General features: G+C 71.9%; 11 protein-coding genes. 1 reads left to right on the top strand and 10 read right to left on the bottom strand.

Annotated features, from left to right (window positions below; translation table 11 throughout):
- Nucleotides 1–106: 106 nt before the first annotated feature.
- The 10 genes from AC5JJ2_RS06065 to AC5JJ2_RS06020 form a co-directional block, all read right to left on the bottom strand.
- Nucleotides 107–463 carry a YciI family protein gene (locus AC5JJ2_RS06065; RefSeq protein ID WP_495857071.1) on the bottom strand — a complete coding sequence of 119 codons (357 nt, stop codon included), beginning with the start codon at nt 461–463 and terminating at the stop codon, nt 107–109.
- 309 nt (nt 464–772) lie between these two features.
- Nucleotides 773–2,527 (bottom strand): RNA polymerase sigma factor, encoded by a 1,755-nt coding sequence (locus AC5JJ2_RS06060; RefSeq protein ID WP_495857070.1) that lies wholly within the window; start codon nt 2,525–2,527, stop codon nt 773–775.
- 98 nt (nt 2,528–2,625) lie between these two features.
- Nucleotides 2,626–3,180, bottom strand: a complete 555-nt coding sequence (locus tag AC5JJ2_RS06055; RefSeq protein ID WP_495857069.1) for a pyridoxamine 5'-phosphate oxidase family protein — start codon at nt 3,178–3,180, stop codon at nt 2,626–2,628.
- 112 nt (nt 3,181–3,292) lie between these two features.
- Nucleotides 3,293–5,056, bottom strand: coding sequence for an ABC-F family ATP-binding cassette domain-containing protein (locus tag AC5JJ2_RS06050; protein ID WP_495857068.1), 1,764 nt, complete (start codon nt 5,054–5,056; stop codon nt 3,293–3,295).
- A 32-nt stretch (nt 5,057–5,088) separates the two neighbouring features.
- The gene (locus AC5JJ2_RS06045; RefSeq protein WP_495857067.1) at nt 5,089–6,246 is read right to left on the bottom strand and encodes an STM4014 family protein; all 1,158 of its coding nucleotides are present in this window, start codon (nt 6,244–6,246) and stop codon (nt 5,089–5,091) included.
- A 3-nt stretch (nt 6,247–6,249) separates the two neighbouring features.
- The gene (locus AC5JJ2_RS06040) at nt 6,250–7,731 is read right to left on the bottom strand and encodes a WGR domain-containing protein (RefSeq protein WP_495857066.1); all 1,482 of its coding nucleotides are present in this window, start codon (nt 7,729–7,731) and stop codon (nt 6,250–6,252) included.
- Nucleotides 7,732–7,735: 4 nt separating this feature from the next.
- A complete protein-coding gene (locus AC5JJ2_RS06035) occupies nt 7,736–8,602 on the bottom strand; it encodes an STM4011 family radical SAM protein (RefSeq protein ID WP_495857065.1) in 867 nt (288 codons plus the stop codon).
- Nucleotides 8,599–9,909 carry an STM4012 family radical SAM protein gene (locus tag AC5JJ2_RS06030; protein ID WP_495857064.1) on the bottom strand — a complete coding sequence of 437 codons (1,311 nt, stop codon included), beginning with the start codon at nt 9,907–9,909 and terminating at the stop codon, nt 8,599–8,601. The genes AC5JJ2_RS06035 and AC5JJ2_RS06030 overlap by 4 nt, the downstream gene beginning before the upstream one ends.
- Nucleotides 9,906–10,715 carry an STM4013/SEN3800 family hydrolase gene (locus tag AC5JJ2_RS06025; RefSeq protein WP_495857063.1) on the bottom strand — a complete coding sequence of 270 codons (810 nt, stop codon included), beginning with the start codon at nt 10,713–10,715 and terminating at the stop codon, nt 9,906–9,908. Before AC5JJ2_RS06025 ends, AC5JJ2_RS06030 begins: the two co-directional genes overlap by 4 nt.
- Nucleotides 10,716–10,788: 73 nt before the next feature.
- A complete protein-coding gene (locus AC5JJ2_RS06020; RefSeq protein WP_495857062.1) occupies nt 10,789–11,745 on the bottom strand; it encodes a sulfotransferase family protein in 957 nt (318 codons plus the stop codon).
- 144 nt (nt 11,746–11,889) lie between these two features.
- Between AC5JJ2_RS06020 and AC5JJ2_RS06015 the strand changes: the two genes are divergently transcribed.
- On the top strand, nt 11,890–14,124 hold the full coding sequence (locus AC5JJ2_RS06015) for a protein kinase domain-containing protein (RefSeq protein ID WP_495857061.1): 2,235 nt from the start codon (nt 11,890–11,892) through the stop codon (nt 14,122–14,124).
- The last annotated feature ends 19 nt before the right edge of the window (nt 14,125–14,143 follow it).

The following is a 14,143-nucleotide window of genomic DNA, read 5'->3' as shown; positions in this document are numbered from 1 at the left end:
CGGCCTCGGACTGGAAGGAAGATTTTGCCCACCTTACCACCCCGCCCGCCGACACGAAAGCCCCGGCCGCCGTTCGTGAGAGGAATTTCATCCGGGGACCGGGCGGTCAGCCGCCGTGGCACGGGCCGGTCTCCCGCACCTCGACCGTCGCCCACCCCACGGCCGGGCACTCGCGCGCGATCCGGACCGCCTCGTCCTTCGTCGCCACGTCCAGCAGGAAGAAGCCGCCGACCATCTCCTTCGCTTCCGCGAACGGCCCATCGACGGCCAGCTGCTTCCCGCCGCGGACCTCGATCCGGACCGCGTCCGCCTGCGACTTGAGGGACTCGACGGCCTTCAAGACGCCGCGGGCCTGGAGGGATTCGGCGAACCGCATCATCCGCTCGTAGAGGGGGCGGCCCTCGTCCACGGTCCGGGTCTGACGGTCCTCGGGTGACTCGATGATGAGCAGCGCGAACGCCATAGTCGGCTCCTTGGGGGGGTGGAAACCCATCGAGCGACCCCGCGGGCGAGGCGACACCGACCCCGCCCTGGGCTTTTGGGTAAACTCGACCCACCACTTCTACCCGTTGGCGGTGCGTCGGGAAATGCCAGATGCCGGTGTACAAGCGCACCTAGGGCGACAATCCGGCGAGACGTGAGGGCGGGTCGGCGGGGGCCGGTCGTAGCGATCGGAGGAGTTAGAAGTGTTTATCCGGTCGGAGTAACGGCCGCGAGGGCGTTCCCTTCCCGGCCCCGGCACGGAGCCGGGGCCGGGAGCGCCACAGCGTTCTCACGGGCGGCCGGGGCGGGCCGGTGGGGTTTCGACCTTATCCGTCCGTCCCGCCGGCAGGACCGGGACCGGCTTCTTGTCCACGTACCGCCCGGCCCCCAAGATTTTCTCGATCCCGACCGCGTCCGCCGGCATCGGTCCGGACGGGGCGGGGCGGCGGAGCTTCACGTCCTTGACCGTCAGCACTTGCTCGCCCGCCCGGTAGCGGAACGAGAACGGTTGTTCCTCGTAAGTCTGGAGGTCCGCCGCCCGGGCGGCGTCCGCCGCGTCCACGCCGGTGATGTACCCGAACACGACGCCGTCCCGCGACACGCTGTAGTCGGCCTCGACCGTCACCGTCGTTCGCTTCCCGCCCGCCCCGGCCAGCTCGGCGGTGATCGTCAGCCGGTCGGCGGCGAACGTCAGCGTGTACGTCCCGTCGGCCGTCGCCCGGTACCACGTCCCGCCGGGCTTCGGCACGGTCATCGTCCCGTACTTCTCGGCCGGCGTCGGCCTCGGCATGGGCGGGTCGAGCGTGGGGGTGACCGCGGGGGTCGGGAGGGAAATGGGGTTGAAGTTTGAGGGCGGCGGGTCGGTCGGCGTCGGGAGGAGCGGGGCCGCGGTCGTGGGTGTGATCGGCGGGATGGCGGTTGGTAGACCTTCTCCCACGCCGGGGACGGGCGACGGTAAGTTAACGACCGGCAGGACCGGCTCGATCTTCGGCGTGGCCTTCAACCGGTCCAACTCGGCCCGGAGTTCCTTGTTCACCTGCTCCTGCTTTTGCAGCCGGTCGAGAATTTCCTGAATCCGGTCCACAGGCGGCGTCGCCGCGGCCGCCGGCGTAGGTGGTAGGACCGGCGGATCGGCCGCGAGCGGCGGGGGCGGGCCGTCGGCCTTCTTCTCGACGACCGGGGTCTTGCCGCCCTCGCCGCCGGCGACCGCCCACCCGCCGACGCCGGCGGCCGCGACCACGCCGAGGGCCAGCGTGCCGACGACGATTCTCAGTTTGCTCAGTGCCATTTCGGTGATGACTCCCTGGGACAGCGAAAGGGGGGTGTCGGCCCCCGGCGGGACGACCGCCGGGATCGCGGGATCGAGTTCGAGCGCGGCCCGCATGGTCGCCCGGACCAGGTCCGGGGGAATCACGGTCGCGGACGCCGTGGCCGCGGCCGTCGCGAGGACGGCGACGCCGGTCGAGACGCCCCGCCGTGTCAACCGGGCCTGGAGCCGGCCCCGCGCCGCCGCCAGCCGGGAGAGGACGGTCCCCTTCGGGACGCCCAGCCGGGCCGCGGCTTCCGTCGTGGTCAGGCCGGCCACGTAGCACAGGCGGACGACGGCCGCGTGCTTCTCCGGCAGCCGGCCGATCTCCTCGTCGAGGATCGGCCACAGGTCGGCGGTGAACGGCGGCGGGGCGGGGGCGGCGGCCATCGTCAGACCCTCGGCGGACGCGGACCGCCGGGCGAGCCGCCGCTTCAGCTTGCGGGCGACGCGGACGGCCACGCCGTACAGCCACCCGCCGACCGCGGCCGGCCGGCGGACCGACCCGGCCTTCCGCGCGAGGACGATGAACACGGCCTGGAAGGCGTCGTCGGCGTCGGCCGCGTTCCCGAGGATCGACCGGCAGACGGCGCGGACGGCCGGTCCGTGCCGCCACACGAGCGCCTCGAACGCGGCCGGGTCGCGGGCGGCGACGAACCGGGCCACGAGGTCGGCGTCGGGCAGGCCCTCGGCGGCCGCCCCGACGGCGGCGCGGGGCGTGAGGCGGGTTCGCGGCATGGCAACTCCGGCGGACGTCCTGTCGAAAAGATGTGCCCTGAAAACGGCGGGCGATTCGCCGAAGGTAACAGATTTTGTGACTGCGGACAACCGGCCGGTCATTCGCCCGCGGACGGAAGCCCCGGCAGGCCGTCGATGCTCCGGCGGTTCTTTTGCCCCTGGTAGGCTCGCACGCCGTCGGCCCCCTTCTTCTCGGCCCACGCGGCCAGCTGCGGCCGGTCGCCGGTGAACTCGTACCGCGGCACGGCGTACCCGCACGAGTCGGCGATGCGCTCGACCTCTAACACGATGACCGCCCGCGCCCCCGGCAGCGGCGGGAAGTGGGCCGACAGCCCCGGCCACTCCACGTCACCGGGTTCGACCGCCCGGCCGCGGCCGTACAGCCGCAGGATGCGGGGCGGGCCGGCGAACGCGCAGAACAGGACCGTCAGCCGGCCGTTCTCCCGCAGGTGGGCGATCGTCTCCACGCCGCTGCCGGTGAGGTCGAGGTACGCCACCCGCGTCGGGCCCAGGATGCGGAACGAGTCCAGCCCCTTCGGCGACAGGTTGACGTGCCCGTCGGCCGCCAGCGGCGCGGTCGCCACGAAGAACATGTGCTGATCGGCGATGAACGCCCGCACGCCTTCGTCCAGTTCCGCGAACACCTTGCCCACGTCGGTCCTCCTTTGGCCAGGGTCGAGGGAGGCGAACGGCACGGCGTAAGCGTGCCGGTGGAGACAGCCCCACACCGGCACGCTTACGCCGTGCCGTTCGCCAAGGACACCGCTACGCCCGGCCGTCGAGTTCCTGCTGCAACGCCGCCCACCGGTCCTCCGCGTCGCCCAGTTCCCCGGCGGCGGCCGTCAGCTCCTCGTACAGCCGGTCCAGCTCCCGCGGGCTTTGGGCCGCCACGTAGGCCGCGTCCAGCGTTTCCTTCCGCTCCGTCAACCGGGCGACGAGCTGCTCCACGTCCGCCAGCTCCCGGCGGACGGCGGCCGCGTCCCGCGCCGCGGCCGTCGCCGGCGGGGCCTTCGCCCGCGCCGTGGCGAGTTCCCGCTCGCCGGCCTCGATCTCCTCGTTCACCTTCGCCAGGTACGCGTCGTACTTGCCGTTGTAGTTCGTCACCCGGCCGTCCCGCACCTCGACCACGCACGTCGCCACCCGGCCGGTGAAGTGCCGGTCGTGGCTGGTGAAGATCACCGTCCCCTGGTACTCCCGCAGCGCGTCGATCAGCGCGTCCACCGTGTCCACGTCCAGGTGGTTGCCCGGCTCGTCGAGGATCAGGACGTTGTGCTTGCTCAGCAGCAGCGCGGCCAGGCAGAGCCGCGCCCGCTCCCCGCCGGACAGCACGCCGATCGACTTCTCGACGTGCGACCCCTTGAACAGGAACGACCCGGCCACGTCGAGCACCTCCTGGTCCTTCGTCCCGAGCGGCGCGCCCTTGCGGAGGTAGTCGAACACCGTCTGCGCTTCCGGCAGGGCCGTGTAGACGTGCTGCGCGTACACGCCGACCGAGCACCCGTGGCCCCACCGGACCTCGCCGGCCAGCGGCTTCAGCGAACTCACGATGGTCCGCAGGAACGTCGTCTTCCCCTGCCCGTTGTCCCCGACGACGGCCGCCCGGACGCCGTGGTCCAGCTCCAACCGCACGTCCGCCGCGATCCGCCGGTCCGGGTAGCCGATGGCGAGGTCGATGCACCGCAGGGCGATCCCCTTCCGCGGCTCGATCCGCGGGGCGCGGATGCGGGCCGTCGGCTCGTCGCCGGTGACTTCCGTGAGTTCGAGCTTCTCCAGCGCCTTGCTCTTGGACTGCGCCAGCTTCGCCGTCGCGGCGCGGGCCTTGTTCCGGGCGATGAACTCCTCCAGGTGCCGCTTCTTCGCGAGGACGGCCTCGTTCGACCGCTCGTCGTGTTCGCGGCGGTCCTGAAGGAACTGCAGGTACGCGTCCACCTTGCCGGGGAACGTTGTCAGCTTGCCGCGGGACAGGCCGAGCGTATGGTCGCAGGTGGCGGCGAGGAACGCCCGGTCGTGGGAGACGATCAGGCAGCCGCCGTCGTACCCGGCCAGGAAGTGTTCGAGCAGGATTTGCGTCCGCAGGTCGAGGAAGTTCGTCGGCTCGTCGAGGAGCAGCAGGTTCGGCTCGTGGAGCAGGAGCGCGGCGAGCTTGGCCCGCGTCTGCCACCCGCCGGAGAGCTGGTGGATCGGGCCGTCGAGGTACGCCCCCTTGATCTCGAACCGGCCGGCGACCTCGCCGCACCGCCACGCCGGCCGGCCGCTGTCCCGCATGAGGAAGTCGAGCGTCGTCTCGCCGGGCAGGAACGGGTCGTGCTGGCGGAGGTAGCCGAGCCGCAGGTTCGGGTGGCGGACGACCTCGCCGGAATCGAGTTCCTCCTCGCCGAGGATGACGCGCAAAAGCGTGCTCTTCCCGGCCCCGTTGCGGCCGACGAACCCGATCTTCACGTTGTCCGGGATGGTCGCGTCGGCCTTGTCGAGCAGGACCTGGTCGGCGTAGTGCTTGGTCGCCTGGGCGATCTGGATCAGCGTGGCCATCGGTGGGGTCGCGTCTCGGGGGAAAGACGAGATTATACGACCCGGCGGCCGGCGGCGACGGGCGAAGTGGGCCGCGCCCCCGGCCCGACTAGCCGGGCGGCCGTTTCCGCGATCTCGACGGCGTGGGGCGACCGCCCGAGCGGGTCGGTCACGCCGGGGAAGAAGTCGCCGAACGCATTCACCTCCAACACCGCGTGCCGGGCGAACCCCGGCTCGAACACCACGTCCACGCCGGCGACGGCGGACGCGAAGCACCCGGCCGCCGCGGCGCAGCCGTCCAGCGCGTCCAGCCAGTGCCGGGGCGGGATCGCCGCCCGGCACGCGGCCCAGTCGCCGCGGCGGCCGCCGAGGTGCAGGTTCGTGACCGGGTGCGGGCTGAGGCGGAAGATCGTCGCCACCGGCCGGCCGCGGACGCACACCACCCGCAGGTCTGCGTTCTGCCCGTCGAGCTGTGCGTGCGGCACGGCCCGCTGCACCGTCGCCCCCTCGGCGAGCAGGAACGCGACGCAGGCCCGGAGGGCGTCCCCGGCGACGGTCCGCAACCGGCGGGTGTTGAAGAAGTGCCCGCCGTGGCGGACGAGCGTGGTGAGGCCGTGCGGCGCGCCGGCCGCGTCGAACCGGAGGACGACGATGCCGACCGCGGACGCCCCGGTGTTGAGCTTCATGTACGCGGTCCGCCAGCCGAGCGCGCGGAGGCGGTCGTACAGTGCATCGGGTGAAGGGGGCAGTCGGTCCGGCGGGAGCCAGTCCGGGACGGGGACGCCGGCCGCCGCGAGCGTGGCGAGCGTGGCGTTCTTGTCGAACATCGCCGCCACCGCGAGCGGGCACGCGGTCGGCGTCAGGTGCGGCCTCTCGTCGAACGCGGCCTTCAACCCGACGAGCACGCGGCGGAACCCGGCGTACCACGCCCCCGGCCGGAAGAGGACGCCCTTCGGCAGCGGCGTCTCGGGCGGCACGCCGCACAGCAGCCGCGTGACCGCCGCGTCCTTCCCCGGCGATTCGAGCCGCACGACGGCCGGGCGGTCGAACGCGGCGAGGCCGGCGAGCCGCCCGCCGCCGCGGATTACGTCCGCCCACGGCACGACCGTTAGGTCCGCGCGGCCGCCCCAGACCTCGGCCACGGCCCGTCGGTACGCCTCGCACCGCTTCGTGCCGGGGTTCGCGATCAGGACGTAGCGCGGCGGCGACACCGGCTATTCCATGTCGCCGTCGAACAGGTACTCCGGCATCTCGCCGTCCTCGTCGTCGGCCGACGTGGCGGTGTGCTGGTGCGTGACATCGGCGTTCACCTTCGTGGCCTTGATCGCCGCGACGCCGGCGGCCGTGAGCGCGTTCGACCGCAGGTTCAGGAACTGGAGGTTCTTCAGGTCCGGGGACGCGGCCAGTACCTTCGCCCCGTCGTCGCTGACGCACCCGCCCCGGAGGTCCAACACCCGCAGCCGCTTCAACAGGCCGGACGCTACGATTTCCTCGATCCCGTCGTCGCCGAAGTCGGTCAGCCGCAGGCAGAGGTGGGTGAGCTTCGTGAGGTGCGCCGCCCGGCAGATCGCCTTGAGGTGGCGCAGCCGGATGTACGCCCCCGGCTCCTCCTTGTCGAAATCCAGGGCGTGCGGGTGGCAGCGGATCGTCGTCAGTTCCGTCAGCGTCTTGTTGGCCGCGAGCTTGTCGAGCGGGTACGAGTCGCTGTGGTACAGGGTGAGCGACCTCAGCCGCGGCATCGGCAGGGCGAACAGCTTGTTCGCGTCCACGTGGTGGGCGTACAGTTCGACCTCCTCGACGAACGGCATCTGCTTGACGAAGTGGTGGGCCAGCTCGCCGGACGTGGTGCAGTTCGAGTACTCCTCCCCGTTCCGCTCCGGCGTCGGGGCCTCGCCCAGCCGGAACACGCGGACGGCCTTCAGGTGCGGGCAGCGGGTGAGGGCGTGCAGGGCGGGGCGGTCGTAGGGGTCGATGTCGGCCGGCACGTCCGGGCCGGGGGCGTAGTAGGAGTCGATGTACTGTTGGGTCACCCCCTGCGGGGCCTCCGGTTCGATCTCCTCGATCGTCACCTCGCGGACCAAGCGGGCGCCCGGCGCGGCGGCGTAAGCCCGCGCTTGATCGACCGTGAGGTTGAAGAAGTTGAGGGCGGCCAGCCAGCCCCGCTCGAACCGGTGGACCACGGGCGTGCGCTTCGCCTCTTGCATCCGCGTCCGCCGTTGGGCGACTTCGGCGTCCACCGTGAACGCCGCCAACGGCCCGAGCCACTCCTTCTCGTGCGCCTTCAGCAGCTTCTTCTCCTGCGCGGCGAGGGCCTTCCGCTCCGCGGCCGACAGGTTCTCGTCTTCGAGCGCCAGCTGCACCCGCATGAACTCGCCGCGGGCGTCGCCCTGCTCGGCCAAATAGTCCGAGTACGCGCTCCACCGCACCACCTCGTCCCGGTGCTCGACCAACCCGTTCTCGAACGCCTCGGCGTCGGAGGTCGTGGCCGTCGGCGTCGTCTCGCGGTAGCCCTTCCCCGTCTTCTCGCGGACCAGCTTCTCCGCCTCGGCCTGGGCCTTTTCCGCGGACGGGAACGACTTCGTCTGCGCCTGCCCGGCCGTGCCGACCTTGCCGTAGGTGACGGTGAACGACGACCCGCTCACGTCGATGGTCCAGAACTTGTGGCTCTTCGCGTCGCTGAACTGGAACGTCCGCATCGGGTCACCGGGGGGAAAGGGGTTGTTGGTATTCGACCGGCACGCGCTCGAGGACGCCGTCGCCGAACCGCCGGGCGAGGCCGAGCGGTTCGAGGTGGACGTACCCGATGTGGCAGCCGCAGGAATCGTTCGGGCACGGCCGCGGAAACAGCCTGGCGTCGAAATCGGGGTCGTAGATGTTGCCGATCGGCTCCGGGACGAAGTGGCAGCGGCGGGCCGTCCCGTCGCCGGCCACGGCGACGACCGTGTGCCCGGTCCGGCACGCCCGGCCGCGGCTCGGGTGGCGTTGGTTATTCACCGGGAACAGCGGGTCGATCCGCGTCAGCTCGTCCGCGATTTCCGGCGGGTAGTAGTCCGGCTCGCGCTTGTAGGCGTTCACCCAGAGGTAGACGCCGGCCGGCAGTTCGGCCCGCAGCGCGGCGATCTCCGCGACGTGCTCCTTCAGCCCGACGACGCCGACGCTGAACCGCACGCCTCGGGAGACGAGTTCGCGGCACTTCGCGAGGAACTTCGCCCGCGTCGTCTCCGGCGGGTGGTACGTACACCAGAGCGCGAGCTTCGATTTGTCGCACGCCTCGACCCAGTCGAGCTTGCACGACAGGTTCGTCTGGATCGCGGCCTTCGAGACGTGCGGCATCGCCGTCAGCTTCGCGAGCGCGTCCTGGTACCACGGCCGCACGAGCGCCTCGCCCCAGGGGGTGAACAGCACGGCGAGCGGACCCCGCCCGCCGGCCCACCGGACGAACCGGTCGAGCGCGGCGCGGTCGGCGGCCAGTTCCGCGGCGGTCTCCGTCCGCTTCGCGAACGGGCAGTAGCCGCACGCGTAGTTGCAGCTGGACAGCGGCCCGCGGTACAGCACGGTCAGGGTCATCGCGGCTCGTACTCCGCCGTCAAGGCCCGCACGCGGGCCGAGAAGAACCACGGGCCGAGCGCGTCCGACCGTTCCAGCCCGAGGGCCGTCGGCCGCCACCGGCCGTCCTCTTTCACTACCAGCCCGAGGTCGGCGAACGCCCGCAGGTCCGGGAAGTCGTCGGCCGGGTCGGTTTGGAACCTTGAAGCATACCGTGCCGCGTCCAGCCCGTCCACAGTCAGTAGCGATTGCAACAGATACCGTCGGCGTTGCTCGTCGGCGTTCAGGGCGAACCCGTAGTCGGCGGCGGCCAGCCGGTCCGCGTCGCGGGACAGGTAGTCGGCAATGATCCCCTTCACGCCACCCGCGGCGACGGCGTACTCGAACGAGTAGTGCAGCCCCCGCGTGTACGACCGCGCCCCGCTGCCGAGGCCGACCATGCCGTCCTCCTGGCAGCAGTACGCCGGCCCCGCTTGCTCCGGCGAACCCTTACGAAACATCCGCATCGACACCTGGGAGTAGCCCGCGGAGAGCAAGAGCGCGCGGGCCTCGCGGTAGCAGTCGAGCCGCCAGTCGTCCCACGTCTTCGCCGACTTGCCTAGCCCGGTGAGCGGCCGGACGTAGAGCGGGTAGAGGTACAGTTCCTCCGGCCCGAACGCGACGGCCGTGCGGACCGACGCGAGCCAGCTGGCCACCGTCTGCCCCGGCAGGCCGTAGATGAGATCGACGTTCACGGTCGGGAACCGTCCTACCAGGAGGTTGATTGCGGCTTCGACTTCCTTGCGGGACTGCGGCCGCCCGGCGCGGCCGGTCTCGTTCTCGAAAAACGACTGCACGCCGAGGCTCACCCGGTCCACCCCCCGCGCGACGAGCAGCTCGACCTTGCCGCGGGTAAGCGTGTCCGGCGACGCCTCCACGCCGGTCGGGACGGCAGCGAGCGACGGGCCGGTGAACGGCTCGAAGATCGCGAAGAGCGTTTCGAGTTCCGGTTCGCTCAGGTACGTCGGCGTGCCGCCGCCGACGGCGAACCGCACGAACCGCGCGTCCGGGATCACTTCCCGCACGGCGTCGGCCTGCCGGCGGAGGGCGTCGAGGTAGAGCGGGACGAGGCCGGCTGCCGGGTTCGCGGTCGTGAACAGGTTGCAGAACCCGCACCGCATCCCGCAGAACGGGACGTGGGCGTACAGGAACAGGCTCCCGCGCGGCTCGTCGTCCCACACGTCGCGGAGCGGCCGCGGGAGCAGCGGCCGGTACGCCGTCTTGTGCGGGTAGGCGTACACGTACCCGCGGTACGGCGACCCGTTGAGGACCGGGTGTGTCGCGGTCATGGTTCCCCCGCGGGCAGGATGAACTCCGCGTAGGGCACGTCCCACACGACCGGGTGCGCCAGCCGGTGGCCGGTGAACCCGTCCTCGCCGTAGGCCGTGCCGTGGTCCGAGCAGAGGACCGTCAGCCACGGCCCCCGCCGCCGCAGCCCGGCGAACAGCCGCCCGAGGTGGTCGTCCACATATTCCAGCGCCGCGGCGTGCGATTCGAGCGTGTCGTCCGTCGCGCCGGGCAGGTAGAACCGGTTCGGCTGGTGAATCGCCGACACGTTCACGAACAGGAACGCCCGCCGGTCCCGCGGCACGGCCGCGACGCGGGCGAGCGCCAGATCGACTTGACGTTCCGTGGACCGCGGGTCGGTCACGCCGAGTTCCTCGGCCCAGTGGCTCTCGTCGAACAGGCTCGGGAAGACGCACCCGAGCGGCGACCGCTTGTTGAAGAACCCGACCCCGCCGACGCAGATCGCGTGGTAGCCGACGCCGCGCAACCCGGTGACGATGTCCGGCGCGTCGAACACGGCGGTGGCGTCCGTGGTGGTTTCGCTGCCGGGGAAGCGGAGGGCGAACGGCCGCGGGTGGCGGCCGGGGGCGGCGGGCGTCGGCAGGAACCCGGCGAAGAACGCGGCGTGCGCCGAGAAGGTGAAGCTGCCGGGCGTGTGCCGCCGCTCCCACGCGCCGCCGGGGAGCACGGCCGCGAGGCGGGGCGTGCGGCCGGCCGCCGCCAGCCCCGCCGCCACGTCGTACCGGAGCGTGTCGAGCGTGACGAACAGTACGTCGAGCCGGCCGACCCACTCCCGCGCCGCGATCATGGGCGTCACCTCACCGGGATGCGCTTCAACGCCTCGTCGCCGGTATGGTTTATGACCTTACGCCAGCGCCGGGTCACCCGCCGGCCGCGTACCCGTGCCGGCGGTAGTAGTCTGGTAGCCGAGCGGCGAGGGCCGGCCGCAGCCGCTCGACCTCCGGAAGCAGCGGGCCGGCCCGCGGGGCGATCCGCGCCGACAGGTCCGGGACGCCGCCGGCGGCGAGGCCGAGCCAGCCGAGGATGCCGGCCACCACCTCGTTCGGCCGGGCGCACAGGTCCTCGTACCGAACGTCGTGACAGTCCGCGGGCGGCAGCCCCGCCCGGTCGCGGTCCGCGGCGGCGATCCCCGTCGTCAGTTGGTAGGCCATCAGCCGTGCGGCCAGCCCGTGGCGGACCAGCCGGCGGAGCGGGTGCAGCACCAGCGGCCGGCGGAACAGCAGCCCGTACCGCGGGACGAGCATCGCGAGGTACGGGTTCGGCCCGGCCAGCATCGTGCGGGCGGCGTTCACCTGCGAGTGCAGCGTCCGCGCCGGGTCGCGGTGCAAGAACAGGAACTTCGACCTCGGGAAGTGCCGCCGGGCGAATTGTGCCCGCCCCAGGTCCCACGGGTTCTTGAGGAGCAACCGCCGGCTCGGGTCGCCGGTGAGCTGCACCTTTCGGCACAGGGCGGCGAACCGGCGGAGGTTCGCGGGCCGCAGCCGCGGCGGGCCGGGGTCGGCGATCACGAACCCGTACTCCTCCGGCGTGTCCGGCGTCACCCGCACGCCATCGATGGCCCGGTCGAAGACGCCGGCGGCCTGGAACCGGTCCGCGAGGTCGGCCTTCGCTCGCTCCGTTTCGCCGGCCAGGTGGTCCGCGAGCAGGCGGCGGAACCGCAGGACGTGGTACGCGGTCATCGCGTTGAACCGGCCGGTCTCCTGGAGGAGGGCGTACAGGAGCGTCGTCCCGCTGCGGTGCGGGCCGGCGATGAACACCGGCTCGACCGGGACGCCCGCCAGCCGGGGCAGGTGCGGCGCGTCCGGGCTGTAGCCCATGGGCGTGACCCTTCGAGGTGCGGGCCGGCCCGCGGGACGGCCGGCACTCCCGGCATGATAGCGACGGGCACATTTGTGCGGCGTTCCCGGCCGCCGGGCATTACAATCGACCGGTCGAACGAGGCCCGCGCCCGGAGGAGCCTGATGGCGGACGGCGTTCCCGAATCAGCCGTTTACGACAACCCGGCCCCGCCGGGCCAGGACGGCACGCTGCCCCAAAGCCCGACGGCGGCCGCCCGGTTCCTCGACCGGCTGGCCCCCGGCGAGCCGGACCCGCCGCCCGGCTACCGGTTCGTGGACAAGCTCGGCCGCGGCGGCATGGGCGTCGTCTACCGGGCCGTGCAGACCGACCTCGGCCGCGAGGTCGCGCTCAAGATGATCCTCTCCGGCGAGTACGCGTCCGACGACGAAATCATCCGGTTCGAGAACGAGGTGAAGGCGGTCGCCGCCGTCCGGCACGAGAACGTCGTGCAGGTCCACCACGCCGGGCGGCACGCCGGGAAGCCGTTCCTCGCGCTCGAGTACCTGCCGGACGGCAGCCTGGCGCAGCTGCTGCGGGACGGCCCGCTCCCGCCGCGGGAGGCGGCGGAGGTGGTCGAGCAGGTCGCCCGCGGCGTCGCGGCGTGCCACGCCGTCGGCATCCTGCACCGCGACCTGAAGCCGGGCAACGTCCTTCTGCAACTCCCGGACGGCCGCGGCACGGCGACCGGGAAGACGACGGTGATGACCACCACCGGCAAGACCTCGCAGAACGTCCGGGTCAAGCCGCGGATCGTGCCGAAGGTGGCGGACTTCGGCCTGGCGAAGCGGCTCGACTCCGCGGACGGGCTGACGTACACGGGGGCGGTGCTGGGGACGCCGAGCTACATGCCGCCGGAGCAGGCCCGCGGCGAGCCGCTGGCGGCGACGGCCGACGTGTACTCGCTGGGCGCGATCTTCTACGCGACGCTGACCGGCCGCCCGCCGTTCCAGTCCCCGTCCCGCGACGAGACCCTGCGGCGGGTGGTCCACGACGACCCGCTCCCGGTCCGGCAACTGCAACCGGCCACGCCCCGCGACCTGGAGACGATCTGTCTGAAGTGCCTGGCGAAGGACCCGGCGGCGCGGTACGCCACGGCCGCGGAGCTGGCCGACGACTTGCAGCGGTGGGCAAAGGGCGAACCGATCCGTGCCCGCCGGGCGAACGTCCTGGAGCGCGGGTGGAAGCTGATCCGCCGCAACCGCGAGTGGGCGGCCGTGTTCTTAGCGCTGATGCTCGGGCTGGGCGTCGCGGTCTACCAACTCGTGCTGACGCAACGAGCGCGGGCGGCCGAAGCCCTCGCCGGTCAGCGGAAGCTGGGCACGCTCCAGTTCTTCCTCCGCGCCTTCTCACAGGCGAGCGCGTCCGGCCAGGCCCGGCACGGCGACGTGAACCCGAAGCTGACGATCAAGGAAGCCCTTGATTTCGCGGTCAACGATATCGGGGACCGGTTCGCCGACCAGCCGGAGGTCGAGATCGACGTCCGCTCCAACGTCGGCCGGCTCTACCACGAGATGAAGCAATACCGGGAAGCGGCCGGCCAGTTCGAGCGCGTCGTCGAACTCCAGGACGCGACGCGGCCGGCGGACGACCCGGACCGGGTGACGGCCCTGGTCGCCCTGGGGGATTGCTACCGGCTGCTCAACGACCCGCGGGCCGTGCCGACGCTGGAGCGGGCGTTGCAGGCGTGCGACGCGTTCCGGCCGCACGGCGTCGAGAAGTACAAGTGCCTCAACACCCTCGCCCGCGCGTACTACAGCTTCAAACGCACGGCGGACGCGCTCGACGCATGGCAGAAGTCCCTCGCCGGCCGCCGGCAGCTCGTCCGGGAGGCGGCCGCGAGCGGCCGGGACACGAAGCCGCTGGACGAGGAAGTCGCGAAGAGTCTCCAGAACCTCGGCGTCTATCACTACGACCACTCCGCTTACGCCGCGGCCGAGACGCACCTCTTGGAGGCGTACCAGCTCCGCGAAAAAACGCTGTCCCTCAACCACCCGGACACCGTCACGACGGTGCGGGCGCTCGCCGACCTGTACTACTACTGGAAGCCGCGGCAGGCCGACGAGTGGTACCGCCGGGCGGTGGAGATCACCCGCAAGATCGAACCCGGCTCCTGGTCGCAAGCGGCCGACGAGTTGCGGCTGGCCCAGTACCTCATTTCCATCGGCGACTTCGCCGCCGCGGAACCGTACATCGGCACCGGCTGTGAGTGCCTCGGCCGCTGTGGCGAGGACGTTCCCGCCGGCGTCAAGCGGGCCGTGAAGGACACCATCGACATGGTCGCCGCATTCTGGAAAAAGAAGGGCCAACCCGAGAAGGCCGCGCCGTGGCTGAAGAAGCTCGCGGCCGTCGGGAAGTGAGTCGGTTTGAGTCGTCGGA

The organism is Limnoglobus sp., from assembly GCF_059499385.1.
The sequence above is the reverse complement of the archived record's forward strand: the minus strand, read 5'-3'. Positions and strand labels throughout refer to the sequence as shown.

Bases quoted from the DNA above. Each gene is read 5' to 3' on its own strand.
- AC5JJ2_RS06065 (WP_495857071.1), bottom strand. From the start codon at position 463: ATGGCGTTCGCGCTGCTCATCATCGAGTCACCCGAGGACCGTCAGACC.
- AC5JJ2_RS06060 (WP_495857070.1), bottom strand. From the start codon at position 2,527: ATGCCGCGAACCCGCCTCACGCCCCGCGCCGCCGTCGGGGCGGCCGCC.
- AC5JJ2_RS06050 (WP_495857068.1), bottom strand. From the start codon at position 5,056: ATGGCCACGCTGATCCAGATCGCCCAGGCGACCAAGCACTACGCCGAC.
- AC5JJ2_RS06040 (WP_495857066.1), bottom strand. From the start codon at position 7,731: ATGCGGACGTTCCAGTTCAGCGACGCGAAGAGCCACAAGTTCTGGACC.
- AC5JJ2_RS06035 (WP_495857065.1), bottom strand. From the start codon at position 8,602: ATGACCCTGACCGTGCTGTACCGCGGGCCGCTGTCCAGCTGCAACTAC.
- AC5JJ2_RS06030 (WP_495857064.1), bottom strand. From the start codon at position 9,909: ATGACCGCGACACACCCGGTCCTCAACGGGTCGCCGTACCGCGGGTAC.
- AC5JJ2_RS06025 (WP_495857063.1), bottom strand. From the start codon at position 10,715: ATGATCGCGGCGCGGGAGTGGGTCGGCCGGCTCGACGTACTGTTCGTC.
- AC5JJ2_RS06020 (WP_495857062.1), bottom strand. From the start codon at position 11,745: ATGGGCTACAGCCCGGACGCGCCGCACCTGCCCCGGCTGGCGGGCGTC.
- AC5JJ2_RS06015 (WP_495857061.1), top strand. From the start codon at position 11,890: ATGGCGGACGGCGTTCCCGAATCAGCCGTTTACGACAACCCGGCCCCG.